This window comes from Streptomyces rimosus, from assembly GCF_008704655.1.
In the GTDB taxonomy this organism is placed as follows: domain Bacteria; phylum Actinomycetota; class Actinomycetes; order Streptomycetales; family Streptomycetaceae; genus Streptomyces; species Streptomyces rimosus.
This window is the reverse complement of the sequence record NZ_CP023688.1, coordinates 1453033-1469727: the sequence shown is the minus strand read 5'-3', so window position 1 is coordinate 1469727 and position 16695 is coordinate 1453033. Positions and strand designations below refer to the sequence as shown.

General features: G+C 73.2%; 16 protein-coding genes and 1 pseudogene. 7 read left to right on the top strand and 10 right to left on the bottom strand.

Annotation, left to right across the window (positions count from 1 at the left end):
* Positions 1–32 precede the first annotated feature (32 nt).
* Positions 33–917, bottom strand: coding sequence for a class II fructose-bisphosphate aldolase (locus CP984_RS06000; protein WP_003986350.1), 885 nt, complete (start codon positions 915–917; stop codon positions 33–35).
* A 183-nt stretch (positions 918–1100) separates the two neighbouring features.
* Complete coding sequence (locus CP984_RS05995) at positions 1101–2015, bottom strand: SIS domain-containing protein (RefSeq protein ID WP_003986349.1); 915 nt, start codon at positions 2013–2015, stop codon at positions 1101–1103.
* Between the two features lie 382 nt (positions 2016–2397).
* On the opposite strand from CP984_RS05995, the gene CP984_RS05990 reads away from it, so the two are divergent.
* On the top strand, positions 2398–3810 hold the full coding sequence (locus tag CP984_RS05990; protein ID WP_003986348.1) for a sugar porter family MFS transporter: 1413 nt from the start codon (positions 2398–2400) through the stop codon (positions 3808–3810).
* Positions 3811–4001: 191 nt separating this feature from the next.
* Positions 4002–4812 (top strand): annotated as a pseudogene (locus tag CP984_RS05985) (nucleotidyltransferase domain-containing protein).
* Positions 4813–4816: 4 nt separating this feature from the next.
* Here the strand turns inward: CP984_RS05985 and CP984_RS05980 are convergent.
* The 4 genes from CP984_RS05980 to CP984_RS05965 all read right to left on the bottom strand — a co-directional run bounded on the left by CP984_RS05980 (position 4817) and on the right by CP984_RS05965 (position 7669).
* Positions 4817–5116, bottom strand: a complete 300-nt coding sequence (locus tag CP984_RS05980; RefSeq protein WP_003986347.1) for a YciI family protein — start codon at positions 5114–5116, stop codon at positions 4817–4819.
* Positions 5117–5262: 146 nt separating this feature from the next.
* A complete protein-coding gene (locus CP984_RS05975) occupies positions 5263–5781 on the bottom strand; it encodes a hypothetical protein (protein WP_003986346.1) in 519 nt (172 codons plus the stop codon).
* Positions 5782–6257: 476 nt separating this feature from the next.
* Positions 6258–6473, bottom strand: a complete 216-nt coding sequence (locus CP984_RS05970) for a ferredoxin (protein WP_003986345.1) — start codon at positions 6471–6473, stop codon at positions 6258–6260.
* A 5-nt stretch (positions 6474–6478) separates the two neighbouring features.
* Positions 6479–7669: a cytochrome P450 gene (locus CP984_RS05965; RefSeq protein ID WP_003986344.1), complete on the bottom strand. Its 1191-nt coding sequence runs from the start codon at positions 7667–7669 to the stop codon at positions 6479–6481.
* Between the two features lie 168 nt (positions 7670–7837).
* Between CP984_RS05965 and CP984_RS05960 the strand changes: the two genes are divergently transcribed.
* Positions 7838–8521, top strand: a complete 684-nt coding sequence (locus CP984_RS05960) for a TetR/AcrR family transcriptional regulator (protein ID WP_003986343.1) — start codon at positions 7838–7840, stop codon at positions 8519–8521.
* Positions 8522–8539: 18 nt separating this feature from the next.
* Here CP984_RS05960 and CP984_RS05955 read toward each other — a convergent pair whose 3' ends face one another.
* The gene (locus tag CP984_RS05955) at positions 8540–9106 is read right to left on the bottom strand and encodes a GNAT family N-acetyltransferase (protein WP_003986342.1); all 567 of its coding nucleotides are present in this window, start codon (positions 9104–9106) and stop codon (positions 8540–8542) included.
* 137 nt (positions 9107–9243) lie between these two features.
* On the opposite strand from CP984_RS05955, the gene CP984_RS05950 reads away from it, so the two are divergent.
* Positions 9244–9972: an endonuclease V gene (locus CP984_RS05950; protein ID WP_003986341.1), complete on the top strand. Its 729-nt coding sequence runs from the start codon at positions 9244–9246 to the stop codon at positions 9970–9972.
* A gap of 15 nt (positions 9973–9987) precedes the next feature.
* Here CP984_RS05950 and CP984_RS05945 read toward each other — a convergent pair whose 3' ends face one another.
* A complete protein-coding gene (locus tag CP984_RS05945) occupies positions 9988–11214 on the bottom strand; it encodes a saccharopine dehydrogenase family protein (RefSeq protein WP_031010368.1) in 1227 nt (408 codons plus the stop codon).
* 192 nt (positions 11215–11406) lie between these two features.
* Between CP984_RS05945 and CP984_RS05940 the strand changes: the two genes are divergently transcribed.
* Both CP984_RS05940 and CP984_RS05935 read left to right on the top strand, forming a co-directional pair.
* Entirely contained in the window at positions 11407–12336 is a 930-nt protein-coding gene (locus CP984_RS05940) for a dihydrodipicolinate synthase family protein (RefSeq protein ID WP_003987097.1), read from the top strand.
* A complete protein-coding gene (locus CP984_RS05935; RefSeq protein ID WP_100246751.1) occupies positions 12333–13862 on the top strand; it encodes a sialate:H+ symport family MFS transporter in 1530 nt (509 codons plus the stop codon). Before CP984_RS05940 ends, CP984_RS05935 begins: the two co-directional genes overlap by 4 nt.
* Here the strand turns inward: CP984_RS05935 and CP984_RS05930 are convergent.
* Together CP984_RS05930 and CP984_RS05925 are read right to left on the bottom strand one after the other, a co-directional pair.
* Positions 13838–14278, bottom strand: a complete 441-nt coding sequence (locus CP984_RS05930) for a protein-tyrosine phosphatase family protein (protein ID WP_030183830.1) — start codon at positions 14276–14278, stop codon at positions 13838–13840. The genes CP984_RS05935 and CP984_RS05930 overlap by 25 nt on opposite strands.
* 31 nt (positions 14279–14309) lie before the next feature.
* A complete protein-coding gene (locus CP984_RS05925; protein WP_030183827.1) occupies positions 14310–15047 on the bottom strand; it encodes an MgtC/SapB family protein in 738 nt (245 codons plus the stop codon).
* 374 nt (positions 15048–15421) lie between these two features.
* On the opposite strand from CP984_RS05925, the gene CP984_RS05920 reads away from it, so the two are divergent.
* Positions 15422–16639 carry a CaiB/BaiF CoA transferase family protein gene (locus tag CP984_RS05920; protein ID WP_078587126.1) on the top strand — a complete coding sequence of 406 codons (1218 nt, stop codon included), beginning with the start codon at positions 15422–15424 and terminating at the stop codon, positions 16637–16639.
* The last annotated feature ends 56 nt before the right edge of the window (positions 16640–16695 follow it).

The window sequence follows — 16695 nt, the reverse complement described above, 5'->3', positions numbered from 1 at the left end:
GGCCCCTCGACAGGGCCCGTGGTCGGTGCCTCTCACCCCTGCACGGGCGCCTCCGCGGCGATCGACTGGCCCGGGACCGCGGCCGGGGCGCCGAGCACGCCCAGCAGCCGCGCGGCTTCCCGGGTGACCGCCTCCCGGGCCGGCTTCACGTACTTCCGCGAGTCGACGAGGGCCGGGTCCCCGTCCAGGGTGTCCCGGATGCTGCGGGTGAAGACGGAGACCAGATGGGTGGAGATGTTGATCTTCGTCATGCCGGCCGCGATGGCCCGGCGCAGCTCGTCGTCCGGCACGCCCGAGGACCCGTGCAGCACCAGCGGCACCGGCAGCTTCCCGGCCAGGGCCGCGATCAGCTCCTTGTCCAGGACGGCGGTGCGCTCGTGCATCGCGTGGGACGAGCCGACGGCGACCGCCAGCGCGTCCACCCCGGTCGCCCGGACGAACGCCAGCGCCTCGTCGGGGTCCGTACGGGCGCCGGGCGCGTGCACGCCGTCCTTGCCGCCGACCTCGCCCAGCTCGGCCTCGACGTAGGCGCCGCGCTCGTGGCACCAGGCGGTCAGCTCCGCCGTGGCGGCGACGTTCTGGTCGTACGGAAGCGCCGAGGCGTCCACCATCACCGACCTCACCCCGGCCTCGACGCCCTCCCGCACCAGCGCCGCATCGGTGATGTGGTCCAGGTGCACGGCGACCCGGGCACTGGACGCCTCGGCGAGCGCGAGCGTGGCGCGGACGATGGGCAGCAGGCTGCCGTGGTAGCGGATGCAGTTCTCGCTGATCCCCAGGATGACCGGGAGCCCGGTGCGCTCGGCAGCCGTGACGAGCGCCTCGGCGGTCTCCAGATGGATGACATTGAACGCCGCCGCCCCGGCCCGCGCCTCACGCGCGGCGGTGACGATGGAAGAGGTGGCAACGAGCGACATGAAACCTGACTCCCTCGCGGGACGGGGTGGTTGGCGGAAGAGGTGAGGAGGGGCCGATCTGTCGGTAAGGGCCGACTGTCGGCGTGTCGGCGTGTCGGCGTGTCGGCGCGGAGGCACACGGAGGCGTGGCGGTCGGGAAGCGCGGCGGCCGAGCGGCCCCGCCTACCCCTACCCACCCGCTCCCTACCCGGCCACCCCCTCCCCGGCAGCCGTGAGCATCACCGACCGCGTCAGACTCCGCGGGTTGTCCGGGTCCAGGCCGCGGGCCCTGGCCCGTTCCAGTGCGATGCGCTGGACCAGGACCAGGTCGGCCAGCGGGTCGCGGTCGTGATGGACGAACCGGGCGCCGGTGCGGGCGACGTCGGCCTCCAGACCCTCCGGGACCTCGCCGAACACCCAGGTGACGCGGCCCGGGGCCGCTATGGAGATCGGGCCGTGGCGGTACTCCATCGCGGGGTAGGACTCCGTCCAGCTCTGCGACGCCTCGCGCATCTTCAGCGCCGCCTCGTTGGCCAGGCCGTATGTCCAGCCCGTACCGAGGAACGAGAACTGCTCGGCGTCCAGCCACTCCTTCTCCACGGGCGCGGTCAGCGCCTCCTCCGCGTCGCGCACCGCGGCGGACAGGTCCGCGCCGAGGTGGGCCCGCAGCAGCGCGAGCGCGGTCGTCGCGAACCGGGTCTGCACCACGGACCGCTCGTCGGCGAAGGGCAGCGGGACCGTGGCGTCCGAGAGTTCGGTGGCGGGGGTGTCGGGGTCGCCGAGCACCGTCACGGTCGGTACCCGCCCCTTGACCTCCTCCAGGACGCGCAGCACCTCCGTCGTGGTCCCGGAGCGGGTGATCGCCAGGACGGTGTCGTACCCGCGGCCGGCGCCGAGGAACGCCTCGGAGGCGGCGAACGCGTCCGTCACGCCGAGCCCGGCGCCCTCGCGCAGGGCCGCGTACGCCTGCGCCATGAACCACGAGGTGCCGCAGCCGACCACGGCGACGCGCCGGCCCGCCCCGGGCAGCGGGCCATCGGCGCCGCCGATCTTGGCGGCCTCCCGCCACGTCCCGGGCTGGCTGCGCAGCTCCTGCTCCATGTACGAGGTCCCGCTCACGACACCCTCCAGCTGCTGTCTGCGTGAATGTGCAACATCATGCTTGGTTACGAACAACTCTACGCACGCCCTGCGGCGTAATCCATCCCTCGTAAGGGTGGGACATCCGGCGGGACGGGAAGGGATGGTCCGTGAACTGGCGCTATTCACGGGGAACTGTGGCGAACACCTGGTCGCCTCAGGTGACTGTTGACACATGCAGGAAAGGAGCCGAATACTCGCAGGATCACTCATGCAGCCGCAGTGGGGCGGCGGCCGTCAGGCAGTGCAGCCAGTGCTGGCACCGGGCGGTGCGTCCGGTCCCGGCCGCCCACCGGTGGCTGTGGCAGTGATCGCCACGCAGCAAGGCCGTTCCGCCGACAGTCGTCACAAAGGACTTCCCATGTCCGTTGCAACGCGCTCCACGAAGTCACCGTCCTCGCCTCCTCCCGGTCCGCCGCCCCGCCGCACCGGCCGCCTCTTCGCCCTCACCGGCGCCGTCGTCGGCGTGATCTACGGCTACGACACGGGCAGCATCTCCGGCGCCCTGGTGTTCCTGAGCGAGGACTTCCACCTCACCGACACCGAAAAGGGCCTGGTCAACAGCATCCTGGTGTGCGGTTCGATCGTGGGCGCGCTGCTCGGCGGCAAACTGGCGGACGCGCTGGGCCGCAAGGCCGCGATGCTGATCGTCGCCGGGTCGTACACCGTCTTCGTGGCGCTGTCCGCCCTCGCGCCGAACGTCGTGGTGCTGGACGTGGTGCGCTTCCTGCTCGGCATCGCCATCGGCATCTCGATCGTGGCGGCCCCGCTGTACATCGCCGAGTCCACACCGGCCCGTACGCGCGGCGCGTCCGTGGCCACCTACCAGGTCGCCACGGTCGCGGGCATCGCCCTGACGTACTTCGTGAACTGGGGGCTGTCCGACGGCGGCCACTGGCGGCTGATGCTCGGCCTGTCCGCCATCCCGGCCGCCCTCGTGCTGATCCCGCTGTTCCGGCTGCCCGACACGCCGCGCTGGTACGTCCTCAAGGGGCGCACCGAAAAGGCCGTCGAGGTCATGGCGCTGACCGACCCCGACGTGGACCCGCGGGCGGAGACCGAGGCGGTGCGTGCCGCGCTCTGCGAGGAGAGCGGCGGTTCGCTGCGCTCGCTGCTGCGCAAGCCGTACGCCCGCGCCACGCTCTTCGTCATCGGCCTCGGCTTCTTCTGCCAGATCACCGGCATCAACGCGGTGACGTACTACAGCCCGCAGATCTTCGAGGAGATGGGCTTCACCGGCGACGGGCAGAACTTCCTGCTGCCGTCCTTCGTCCAGCTGGCCTCCCTGGCCGCGACCGTCCTGGCCATCCTCATCATCGACCGGCTCGGCCGGCGTGTCGTGCTGCTCTCCGGCATCGCCACGATGACGGCCATGCTCGCCGTGCTGACCGCCGTCTTCGGCTTCGGCGACCCGGAAGGCGCCACCCTCTGGATCGGCTTCGGCGCCATCCTGCTGTTCACCGCCGCCTTCAACTTCGGCTTCGGCTCGCTGATCTGGGTGTACGCGGGCGAGGCGTTCCCCGCCCAGCTGCGCTCCACCGGCGCGTCGGCGATGCTCACGGCCGACCTCGTCGCCAACCTCCTCATCGCCCAGTTCTTCCCCTCCCTGATGACCTGGGCAGGCGCCGCCACCACCTTCGCCGGCCTCGGCCTCCTCGCCCTCGCCGCCCTCGTCTTCGCCGCGGCCACCGCCCCGGAAACCAAGGGCCGCCAGCTGGAAGAGATCCAGGGCTACTGGCTCAACGGAGGCCGCTGGCCGACCCCCGCCGCGTAACCGGGGCGCCGCCCCCGTACACAGAAATTCGCTGGCCCACCACCACCCACCCCTGCCACGATCCCCCCATGGGCATCTTCATCTGAGCAGACGGACGTGTTCCGCGACCCGGCCGCCCGGCGTTCTGTCGCCGGGCCGGTTCCGTATGTCCGTAGGCCCGACCGTCTGCTCAGGAGACCCCCATGGCACACATGCGCCACAACCCCGCATCGTCCTGTCCCGCCCTCGACCACCGCATCGCCCGCCTCCGAGAACTGGCCGAGGCCGAACCCCGGCTGGAGGGGGTGCTGCTCTATGGGTCGTGGACCCTGGGGGAGGCCGATGCGTATTCCGACATCGAGGCGTATCTGTATGTGCGCGATGCGCATGCCGACGCCTTCGACGGGGTGGAATTCGTCGGCCGTCTGGCGCCGTTGAAGCTGGCGTACACCAATATGTACGGCATTCTGGCCGTCGTCTTCGATGACCTGATGCGTGGCGAGTTCCACGTGGTGGCCGCCGGGGCGGGGATCGACGAGGTGCCCACCTGGCGTGGCATGGTGCATTTGCCCGACCCCGGCGCCGCCGTACTGCTGGACCGCCGCGGCCCGTCGCCTTGCCGACCCGTGCCCGCCCGAGCCCGGCCCGACCGCTCAGCAGCTCACCGATGAACTCGCCAACTGGACGCTGATGCTCGCCCACGTCTTGAGGCGCGGTGAGACCGCTCGTGCACATGCCCTGCTGCACACGGTCGTCGCCCCGCAGCAGCTCCAGCTGTGCCGACTGCTGCGCGGGGCCACCACACACTGGCTGACGCCCAGCCGCGCTCTGGAACAGGACCTGCCCGCCGCCGACCGCGACCGTTACACCGCGACCACCGCTCCCGCCGTGCTCCCGGCCGTACGTACGGCGGCGCGGGCCAGCTGGCGGTGGAGCCGGGAGCTGGCCGGCGAGGCCGCGTCACGGTGGGGCATCCGGGTGCCCGTCGGGCTGCACGAGGAGATCGGGGTGCTGCTCAGCTGAGGGCTCAGGACGGCAGCTGTTCCTTGAAGCGCTCCAGTTCCGGCGCGGTCGTGGTCGCCACGAACTCGGTGATCCGGTAGTCGCAGACGCCCGCGACCGTGAAGGGGTCCTCCGCGACGATCCGCTCCGCCGTCGCCCGGTCCGGCACGGACGCGAGGATGACGCCGCCGTCGCGCGGCACCTTGCGGCCCGCGGCGAGGAAGTGCCCGGCCGCGTAGTGCCTCTTCAGCCACTCCACGTGATCGGGCAGGGCGGCGTCGACGCGCTCCAGCGGCGCGGTGTAGGTCAGCTCCAGTATGAACATGAGTGCCATCGTATGCGGCGCTGTTCACCATGCCGCCGGGGCTCCGCGGCCCGTGGCGCGGCCGCTGTGCCCCTGCCGGGCGGGAGGTGGGACCCGGCGGGGCACAGCGGCCCGGAATGCCGCCATGTGTGTGGCTTCGCGCGCCGTCAGGACTGGTTCTGGCGGCGGCGCAGGTAGTAGGTGCCGCCGATGGCGGCCGTGGCCAGTACCGCGGCGCCCGCGACGATCTCCGTGGTGTTGGAGTCCTCGCTGGTGCCGCCGGCACCCGTGCGCACCTTGCCCTTGGGCTGCTTGGCGTCGGTCCTGAAGCTGGTCATCCACTGCTTGCCGTCGGGGCAGTTGCCGTTCACGCCCCAGTTGGAGTAGCGGCCGAGGTGGTTGGGGCCGCCGCTGAGCTGGGACGCCACCCGGGCGGTCCCGCGGTAGGTCTTGCCGTGCTTGTGGGTGCGGTACAGCCAGATGGTGCCGCTGCGGAACCCCTGCGAGGAGGCGGCGATACGGCCGGCCTTGCCCGTGTCACAGGTGACGGTGACGGTGACGGCGCCGCCGGGACCGGAGAGCTTCGGCGAGGTCGTGGCCACCGGCTTGGCGAACGCGGCGCCGGTCGACAGGCCCAGTGCGGCGATGGTCAGGCCGGATGCGGCGATGACGCGAGTGGAACGCATGGTGATCCTCCGGCAGCGCGGAGGCGGCGCGGGTGCGCCGCGGCGAGATCGGATGGATCCGCGCTGACGCATTCGAGACAAGCCTCGGCGTGCCGTCCCCGCCCGGTGAGGGCCCGTCAGGTACAGTGCGCCCGCCCGGCGTGTCGGCCCCCGCCGGGAGGCGTTGTGGCAGGTCACTGCCCTGAGGGGCGGTCAGCGATTTGCCCGCGCCCGGCAGGGACAGACGGGTGAGCGGCGGCGGGGCCGGTGTAGGCCGTTCGGGAGGGCCGGTGCCCGGGCCCTCTGGCCGCGCGCGGGCCGGGCACAGGACGGGCACGGCCGGACACGCGACGGGCACAGGTTCCGTACGGCCGCGGCCTGCCCGCACTGACCGTACGCAATCCGGGCCCGCCCTTCCCGTACGGAACCCAAACTCCGCCCCCTACGGAACCCGATCCCCGCCCTTCCCGTACAGCGGCCCCGCCCCACCGAAGCCCTCAGGGCCGCGGCCCCACCACCTTCTCCCCGTCCCGGATCAGGATCGCCATGGCGGGGCAGGAGTCCGCCGCGTCGAGCGCGGCCTCGTCCTCGGGGATCTCCTCCTGGAGCGGTCGGGCGTGCGGGCCGTCCAGGACGAAGAGGTCCGGGGCGATGCCCGCGCACATGCCGGACGCCATGCACTGCTGTCCGTCGATCGCCGCTTTCCACGTCATCCGGCTCACCACCCCACCGGCATCACGCGCGGGCCGCGGACCAGCATCTGGTCCTTCCACACCACGTCCCCGGCCACATGCAGCTTCGGGAACCGGGTGATCAGGGCGATCAGCGCCTCCTGGAGTTCCAGCCGGGCCAGCGGCGCGCCGAGGCAGTGGTGCACGCCGTGTCCGAAGCCGAGGTGCTGGTTGCCGTCGCGGGTGATGTTGAGGGTGCCCGGCTCGTCGAAGCGCAGCGCGTCCCGGTTGGCCGCGCCGACGGCGACCAGTACCGGTTCACCCGCACGGACGAGTGTGCCGCCCACCTCGATGTCCTCGGTGGCGTAGCGCGGGAAGCCCGCGCCGCTGCCGAGCGGTACGAAGCGCAGCAGTTCCTCGACGGCGCTCTTGATCAGCGCGGGTTCGGCGCGCAGCCGCTCCAGCTCGCCCGGGTGGTCCAGCAGCGACAGGACGAAGTTGGGGATCTGGGTGGCCGTTGTCTCGTGTCCGGCGACCAGGATGCCGACGCACAGGTCGATCAGCTCCAGCTCGGAGAGCCGGTCGCCGACGTCCCGGGCCTCGATCAGCCGCGTCATCAGGTCGTCCCGCGGCGTCGTGCGGTGATCCTCGATCAACTTCGCCATGTAGGCGCGCAGTTCCTCGCGGTTGGCCTCGAACTCCTCGGCCGTCAGCGAGCTGGTGGACAGTGCGGCGTCGCTCCACGTACGGAACTTGGGCCGGTCCTCTTCCGGTACGCCGAGCATCCGGCAGATCACCGCGACCGGGATGGGCAGCGCGTAGCGGTCCACGAGGTCCACGGGCGGGCCCGCGGCCTCCAGCTCGTCGATCAGGCCGTGTGTCAACTCGCGCACCCACGGCCGGAGTTTCTCCACCTGGTGCACGGTGAACGCCTTGGCGACCAGGGTGCGCAGCCGGGTGTGGTCGGGCGGGTCCATGCTCAGTATCCCGCTGTCCCGCTGGCCCTCCGACTGCCGCGGCTCGTCGCGTTCGAGCCCTTCCGCGCGGCTGAAGCGCCGGTCGCCGAGGACCAGCCGGGCGTCGGCGTAGCGGGTGGCGAGCCAGGCCGGTTCGCCGTACGCCATCTGTACCCGGAGCAGTCCGGGCCGGTCGCGGACCTGTTCGTAGGTCTCGGACAGAGCCAGTCCGTCGGCGTCGTTGAACGGGTAGGCAAGGGGCATCGTGTCGGCTGTGGTCACCGGGGCCTCCCTCGTGTAAGCAGCTGCTTACAAAGTAGAGCGGGGCTCTTGGTACGGTCAACGGCCCTGCGTGCTCCGCGTGCTGGCGGTGCGTCGGGTCCCCGGGGGCGGCAGAGGGCTGGTGCGCGCGGCGAGAGCGCGTACAGGGCGAGCGGAAGGAGTACGTGAATGACCGGGAACGAGGCGTGGGCCGGGGCGGGAGCCGGTACGGGATACGTACCGGGCGGACCGGACGTACCGCGGGTGCCGGGCGGTACCGAGGCGGGCATGGCGACGCGCCGCCGCGGGGCGCAGGGCACCCGGCTGCTGCTCCTGGAGGCCGCGGAGGCGCTGTTCGCCGAGCGCGGGTACGAGCGGGCGACCGTACGCGACATCGCGGAGCGGGCCGGGGTCAACCAGGCGCTGCTCTTCCGCTACTTCGGCTCCAAGAAGGCGCTGTTCGGCGAGGTGGTGGCGCGCGGCGGCCAGGAACAGCTGCACAGCACCCCGCCCGCCGAGCTGTTCGAGGTGGCCCTGCGCGGCATGCTCGGCCGCCGCGGCGAGGAGGCGGGGGACCGGGCGCTGGAGACGTTCCTGCGCTCGATCGGCGACAGTGACGAGATCGCCACCGCCGTACGGGAGATGGGCGACGACTACGCGCGGGTGCTGGCCACGCTCAGCACGGCCGACGACCGCGGGCTGCGCGCCGACCTCGCCCTCTCGTGGATGCTCGGTATCGGCCTGATGCGGGTGGTCGTCGGCAAGCAGCCGCTCGCCGACGCCGACCCGGACGAGGTGTGCGCGCTGGTCACCGGCGCGCTCGGCACCCTTCTGGAGGACCTGCCGCGGTCGGCGCCGCCGCCGACCGCCTGACCGGTCCCGCCGACACCGTCAGCGCGCGCCCGCCCGCAGCTCCCGCCACTCCGGCGCCAGCACCGACCAGATCTCCACATCGTGGCGTACGCCGCCGCGCGCGTACTTCTCCCGCTGTACCCCGTCGCGCACCAGCCCGAGCCGCTGGGCCACCTTGATGCTCGCGGCGTTGCCGGCGGCCGCGATCCACTCCACGCGGTGGATGCCGCGTTCCTCGACCGCCCAGTCGACGATCACCCGGATCGCCCGGGTCACCAGTCCGCGCCCGACGGCCGCCTCCTCCAGCCAGCAGCCGACCTCGCAGGTCCCGGCCGCGGCGTCGAAGGTACGGAACAGGACGCCGCCGACGAGCGTGCCGTCCGCCGTCCAGATCCCGTACAGCCGCCCGCTGTCGTCCGCCGCCTTCTCCGCGTACGACCGCAGGAACGCCCGCGCGGAGTCGAGGTCGGTGCAGACGTCCGCCAGTCCGATGAAGCGGCCGATGTACTCCCGGCCGCGGTCGATGTGCGCGAGGTACTCCTCGGCGTGGTACGGCTCCAGGGGCCGCAGTTCGGCACCGTCGTCACCCAGCGAGATCGCGAACATCCCCGTTCCCCCTTGCTCCCTGCGCCCGTATGGGGCGACTCCGCGGTGCGCCACACGCGCACCGCGCGCATCATCACACACGGCAGTCACGCCCACCGCACCCCACCCACCAGGCCGTTCGATACCGTGGCCGCACCATGACGAACGACGGCACGATCTCCCTCGAAGACGAACTGGCCCACTGGCCCACCGACGAGACCGAGGCGCTGGCGGTCCAGGACCGGCTGCGCGCCCATGTGCGCCGGGAGCAGTCCGGACCCGAGCCGGGCTTCGCCGGGACGGTCGTCGGCGTGGACGTCGCCTACGACGACGAGCACGACCTGGTGGCCGCGGCGGCCGTCGCCCTGGACGCCGTCAGCCTCGCGGTCGTCGAGGAGGCCACCGCCGTCGGCCGGGTCTCCTTCCCGTACGTACCGGGGCTGCTCGCCTTCCGGGAGATCCCCACCGTCGTGGACGCGCTCGGCCGCCTCGGCCGCACACCGGACCTGGTGGTCTGCGACGGCTACGGGCTCGCGCACCCCCGCCGCTTCGGCCTCGCCAGCCACCTCGGCGTGCTCACCGGGCTCCCCACGATCGGCGTCGCCAAGAACCCGTTCACCTCGCGCTATGAACTCCCCGGCGTGGAGCGCGGCGAGTCCTCGCCGCTGGTCGACGGCTCCGGCGATGAGGGGGACGAGGTGGTCGGGCGGGCCCTGCGTACGCAGAAGGGCGTCAAGCCCGTCTTCGTGTCCGTCGGCCATCGCATCGACCTCGACCGGGCCTGCGCGCACACCCTCCACCTGACGCCCAAATACCGCATCCCGGAGACGACCCGGGCCGCCGACGCGCTGTGCCGGCGCGCCCTCTCCGAGGCGCGCACCGGCTGACGGACCGGCGCCCGGTCAGGCCACCGGGGCCGTACGCTCCGCCCGTGACCTGGATTCGGCCACCACCCGGAACGTGATGCCCGCCCGCCGGAGCCGCCCGGTGAGCGCGTCGCCCATCGCGACCGCCGTGGTCACCTGCCCGGACGTGGCGGGCAGATCGTCGAAGGCCAGGCTCAGCGCCGACTCCGCGAGGATCTTCGCCGTCTCGTCGTAGCCCGGGTCGCCGCCCGAGACCTCCGTCAGGACGCGGCGGCCCCCGCCCTCACCGACGAACCGCAGGCTGAACGTGCTGCGCGCCCGCCGCTCCGCGCTCGGCCCGGTGCCCGGCGCCAGGCGGCCGGAAAGCCACCGGCGCGCGGGCGGCACCTGCGCGAGCGTGCACGCCGCGGAGGCCGCGCCCACCGCGCCCACGGCGACCGGCAGCCACTTGACGGCGGCGAAGTGGCGGTAGCGGAAGTCCGGCCCGTACCGCTCCAGCCGGGCCGCCGAGCGCGCCACCACCTGCGGGTCGAGCGTCGGCAGCGGCAGACCCCAGGCCCGTACCGCGCCGTTGCGGTACGGGCGGCCGAGCGGGGCCCGCACCGTGCGGTCCGCGGGTCGCGGCTCCAGCCGCTGCCGGTCGCGGGCGGCGCGCACCAGGCCCAGGGGGCGCGAGACGGCCGTCAGCGCGGAGGCCAGCGTGCCGCCGGAGATGGTGCCGTTGCTCCGTACGAAGCCGTCGACGCGCAGCGGCACACCGGCCGGCAGTCGGCCGACGGTGAAGTGCGCGCCGAGGTCCGCCGGTACGCAGTCGAAGCCGCAGGCGTGCACGATGCGGGCGCCGGACGCGCGCGCCGCCGCGTCGTAACGCACATACGTCCGGTCGACGAACTCGGCCTCACCGGTGAGGTCGGCGTAGTCCGTACCGGCCTCCGCACAGGCGGCGACCAGCGCGTCCCCGTACGTGAGGTACGGGCCGACGGTCGTGGCGAGCACGCGGGTACCCGCGGCGAGCGCGCGCAGCGAGCCGGGGTCGTCCACGTCCGCGCGCAGCAGGGGCAGTTCCGCGCAGGCCGGGTCGATCGCGGCCAGGTCCTCGCGCAGCCGCGCCAGCTTCGTGCGGTCGCGGCCCGCCAGCGCCCAGCGGCAGCCGGCGGGCGCGTGCCGGGCCAGGTACGCGGCGGTGAGCCGCCCGACGAAGCCGGTGGCGCCGAACAGCACCAGGTCGTGCGGCCGTGCTGCGGTCTCCTGCGGTCCTGTCACGCCTGCCTCCGCCTCGGTTTTCCCGGCCGTTGCGTACCGCGGGCCGGTCGGCGCCACGCTAGGCAGCGGTTGACCTCCCGTCAACGAACGGTCCGGCCGTGCGTATTGACACGCCTGGGCGGCTGGACCACATTCACCCGCACACCCGCCAACATGGGACGTCCGATGTCCGGAATGTGGAGGTCCCTGCCGATGCCGCTTCCCGCCCCCCTCACCGGAGTCGTCCCGCCGCTGTGCACACCGCTGACCCCGGACGGCCGGATCGACACCGGCTCGCTGGCCGCCCTCACCGGACGGCTCATCGCGGCCGGAGTGAGCGGGCTGTTCGTCCTCGGCTCCAGCGGGGAGGCCGCCTATCTGACCGACGCGCAGCGCCGTACCGTCGTCGAAACGGTGGCCGAGGCGGCCGCGGGACGGCTGCCCGTCCTGGCCGGGGTCATCGACATGACCACGCCGCGCGTGCTGGAGCACGCCCGGCAGGCCCGCGGCCTGGGCGCCGACGCGATCGTGGCCACCGCCCCCTACTACACGCGCACCCACCCCGCGGAGATCGCCGACCACTTCCGGCGGGTGCGCGACGGCGCCGGGCTGCCGCTGTTCGCGTACGACATTCCGATGGCCGTGCACACCAAACTGCCGGCCGACACGGTGGTCACGCTCGCGCGGGACGGCGTACTGGCGGGCCTGAAGGACAGCAGCGGCGAGGACGGCGCGCTGCGGCGCCTGCTGGTACGGGTGCGCGCGCAGGCACCGGACTTCGCCGTGCTCACCGGATCGGAGCTGACCGTGGACGGCGCCCTGCTGGCGGGCGCCCACGGTGTCGTGCCCGGCCTCGGCAACGTCGATCCGCACGGCTACGTACGCCTCTACGAGCACGCCGCCGCGGGCCGCTGGCGCGAGGCCGCCGCCGAACAGGACCGGCTCGCCGCGCTCTTCGCGCTCACCGACGCGGGCGACCCGGCGGTGATGGGCCGCAACTCCTCCGCGCTGGGCGCCTTCAAGGCGGCCCTGCACCTCCAGGGCGTCATCGCCTGCCCGGCCACCGCGCCGCCGCAGGTGCCGCTGGACGAGGCTGCCGTCGGCCGCGTCCGGCGGTGCCTGGAGGAGGCCGGGCTGCTGTGAGGGCGCGCTCCCCGGAGAGGGACGGGCCGGTGCCCTGGTACCGGCAGGTGACGCCGCGCCAGTGGAAGTCCCTGTTCGCCGCCTGGGTGGGCTACCTCCTGGACGGCTTCGACTTCGTCCTGATCACCCTCGTGCTGACCGAGATCGCCGACACGTTCGGCCTGAGCACGGCCGAGGCCGCCGCCCTCGTCTCCGGCGCGTTCATCACCCGCTGGCTCGGCGGGGCGCTGCTGGGCGCGCTGGGGGACCGGTACGGACGCAAGGCCGCGATGATCACCAGCATCCTCCTGTACTCGCTGGGCACCTTCGCCTGCGGCTTCGCCTGGGACTACACCAGCCTGTTCACCGCCCGGCTGATCATCGGCACGGGCATGGCCGGGGAGTACAGCGCCAGCGCCACCTACGTCCTGGAGAGCTGGCCCGCCGCCCTGCGCAACCGCGCCTCCGGCTTCCTCATATCCGGTTACGCGGGCGGCACGGTCCTCGCGGCCCAGCTCTACCGGTGGGTCGTGCCGAACTGGGGCTGGCGCTGGATGTTCTGGCTCGGGGTGCTGCCGGTGCTGGTCGCGCTGTGGGTCCGCAGGTCGCTGCCGGAGGCGGGCGACTGGAGCGCCGAGATGGCGGCCGGCGGGCAGCGCCCCAACCCGTTCCGGCCGCTGTTCGCCGGACGCGCCCGCCGATGGTTCAACGGGGTGCTCGCGGCCGTCGCGTCCGTCGCCCTCTTCTGCGTCTTCACCCCGGCCGGTACGGGACAGGTGCCCTGGCTGGCCGCGCTCGCCGCGCTCTGCCTGACCGCGTTCGCCGTCCAGCTCGGCGGGCGGCGCGGCCGGGTGCTGTACGTGTCCCTGACGGTCACCGTGTTCTGCGCCTTCCTCTACAGCTGGCCCGTCCAGGCGCTGCTGCCCACCTACCTCAAGACCGAGCTGGGGTACGCGCCCGCCCAGGTCGCCGACGTGATGTTCTACGCCGGGTTCGGCACGACGGCGGGCTGCTGGCTGGCCGGCTTTACGGGCGACCGGTTCGGCACCCGGCGCGCGTACGCCGGCACGCTGCTGGCCTCCCTGGCCTTCGTCTTCCCGGTGTTCGCGGTACAGGACAACCTGGTCGCCCTGGGAGTCCTGCTCTTCGGGCTGCTCGCCCTGGGCCAGGGCATCTCGGGCATCCTGCCGAAATACATCGCCGGGCACTTCCCGACCCCGGTCCGCGCCGCCTCGCTCGGCTTCGTCTACAACGTCGGCGCGCTCGGCGGCGCGGTCGCCCCGGTGCTCGGCGCCCGGCTCGCCGAGGGCATGTCACTGGGCCGGGCGCTGGCCGTCCTCACCTTCGGGCTGACGCTGGTCGTCATCGTCCTGGTGGGCGGCGACGTACCGGTACGGCTGGCCCGCCTGGTGGACCGGGAGGTGGTGGGCGATCACCTGGTGCCGGGCGACGGGAGCGGTACGGGTGCGGCGGGCGGTACGGGGCCGGCGCCCGGCGCCGGCCCGGCGCCCGGCCCCGGTGGTCAGCGTCCGAAGCGGCTCACGTAACGCCGCTGCCAGGGCGTCTCGACGGCGCGGGGGTCGTAGCCGCGGCGTACGAAATCCACCGCCTGGTCGGCCGGCACCCCGTCCAGGACGGCGAGGCAGGCCAGCGCCGTACCGGTACGGCCGCGACCGCCGCCGCAGGCCAGCTCGACGCGTTCGGTGCCCGCGCGCTCCCACGCCTCGGCGAGCACGTCACGGGCCGCCGCCCGGTCGGACGGAAGCCGGAAGTCCGGCCAGCGCAGCCAGCGGTGCTCCCAGGGGACCTCGGGCGGCTCCTTGCCGAGCAGGTACACGGCGAACTCGGGCTCCGGGCCCGGCGGCAGCGGATGGCGCAGGCCGCGGCCCCGCACCGTACGTCCGGAGGGCAGCCGCAGCACTCCGGGGGCGTCCTCCGGCCAGGCCGCGTTCACGTTCACCATGCCGTGCTCACCGGTTCCCTCTCCGCCCCTGTCACTCCGTACGGTCCGATTCCTGTCCCATGGACACCCCGCGCACCCCGTCCAGTTCCGTCAGCCGCTCCACGAGCGGGTGCGCCGAGCCCCGGCCCTCCAGGCGCAGCAGCACCTCGGCCGGCACCTGGTCGTCCGTACCCGTCTCCACCTGGACGTCGGTCACCTGGAAACCGCTGCTGGTGCACATCTCCAGCATCCGGCCCAGCAGGCCGTGCTGGGCGCGGTAGCTCAGGCGCAGCTCGAAGCGCTCGACATACGGCGCACGCCGGCGGCCCGAGAACAGCTTCGGGAAGCCGCGTACGACGAGGAAGTGGACCAGCGTCGCGCCGACGGCCAGCAGGGGCAGGCCGCCACCGCACGCCATGCCGATGGCGCAGGTCAGCCAGATCGTCGCGGCGGTCGTCAGGCCCCGTACCGCGTCCTTCTTCACGAAGATCAGGCCGCCGCCGATGAAGCCGATGCCGGAGACGATCTGCGCGGCCACCCGGGACGGGTCCAGCGCGACGCCGTCCGTGCCCAGCAGCGCGTAGAAGCCGTGGACCGAGACCTCCATGAACAGCGCGCTGCCCACGCCGACGAGGGTGTGGGTGCGCAGCCCCGCGCTCTTCTGCTGTACCTGCCGCTCCAGCCCGATGAGGGAGGACAGGAGGAGGGCCAGGGCCAGTTCGGCGAACTGGCGGAGGCCCTGACCGTGGCTGATGTCGAACAACGGTGATGCAAGGTGCGTATGAGGCATCCGTCCATTGTCCATCCATGATCGGCGGACGGGCCGTTGTCAGTGGTCGCCGCTAGCGTGGTTTTCACGGTGACCGGCGGACGGCCGGTCGGGAGCGCGAGGTGGTGGGTGCGGTGGGTGCGTCGGTGCGGCGGTCCATATCCGGGCGCGGCTCCATCGCCGGTTTCTCCGGGGGAGCGCGCCGCTGGTGAGGTGACGCGCGAAGGCCCGTGGCGGCGGTGGGAGTTGACCACCGCCGCCACGGCTTTTCCGGTGCCCGCCGGTTGTCCTCGGGGTCTTGTGGAAAGTGGAACACGTTCTTAACATCGCGAGTGTTACATCAGTAGTGTCACAGTCTCGGTAATGGCACAGTCCTGCGGAGCTCAGGGGGCCCGATGGCAGGCACAGGGAACGGCCCGCTGAGCGGGGTGCGCGTGGTGGAGCTGGCCGGTATCGGTCCCGGCCCGTTCGCCGCGATGCTGCTGGCCGACCTCGGCGCCGACGTGGTGCGCGTGGACCGCCCCGGCGGGTCCGGACTCGGCATCGACCCGGCGTACGACATCACCAACCGCAATAAACGCTCGGTGCTCGTGGACCTGAAGTCCGCCGAAGGGCCTGGCCAGGTCCTCGACCTCGCCGAGCGCGCCGACGTGCTGATCGAGGGGTACCGCCCCGGCGTCGCCGAACGGCTCGGCATCGGCCCGGACGCCTGCCTGGAGCGCAACCCGCGCCTGGTGTACGGCCGGATGACCGGCTGGGGCCAGCAGGGCCCGCTGGCCGCGACCGCCGGACACGACATCGGCTACATCGCCGTCACCGGCGCCCTCGGCATGACCGGCCCGCCCGACGGCCCGCCCGCCGCCCCCGCCAACCTCCTCGGCGACTACGCGGGCGGCTCCCTGTACCTCGTCGTCGGCGTCCTGGCCGCGCTCCGGCACGCCCAGACCGAAGACGGCCGCGGCCAGGTCGTGGACGCGGCCATCGTCGACGGCACGGCCCACCTCACCTCGATGATCCACGGCATGCTGGCCGCCGGTGGCTGGCAGGACCGGCGCGGCGCCAACCTCCTGGACGGCGGCGCGCCGTTCTACGGCACCTACGAAACCGCCGACGGCCGCCATATGGCCGTCGGCGCGCTGGAGCCGCGCTTCTACGCCGAGTTCGTCCGGCTGCTCGGCATCGAGGACGATGTGCCCGCGCGCGACGACATCGGCGCCTGGGAGGAGCTGCGGGCCGCCATCGCCGCCCGCTTCAAGACCCGTACCCGCCAGGAGTGGACCGCCGTCTTCGAGGCGTCCGACGCCTGCGTCGCGCCCGTACTGTCGCTGCGCGAGGCACCCGGACATCCGCATCTCGCCGCCCGCGGCACCTTCACCGGCCACGGCGGCATCACCCAGCCCGCACCGGCCCCGCGCTTCTCCGCCACCCCCGGCGCCATCCGCCGCCCGCCGGCCCGGCCCGGCGCCGACACCGTCGAGGTGGCCCGCGACTGGGGCGTCCCGGCCCTCACCGACCGCCGGGAGCCGGCGACCGGCACCGGCCGCCGCACGGCCTGGCCCGATGGCACCCGGGCCGGGGACGGCCGCGCCCGGCCCGAGGGCGGGGCCGGCTGATGGCCGCCGCCCGCCGACCCGCCGCCCGCCCCCGAGGAGGCCCGCAGCGATGACCG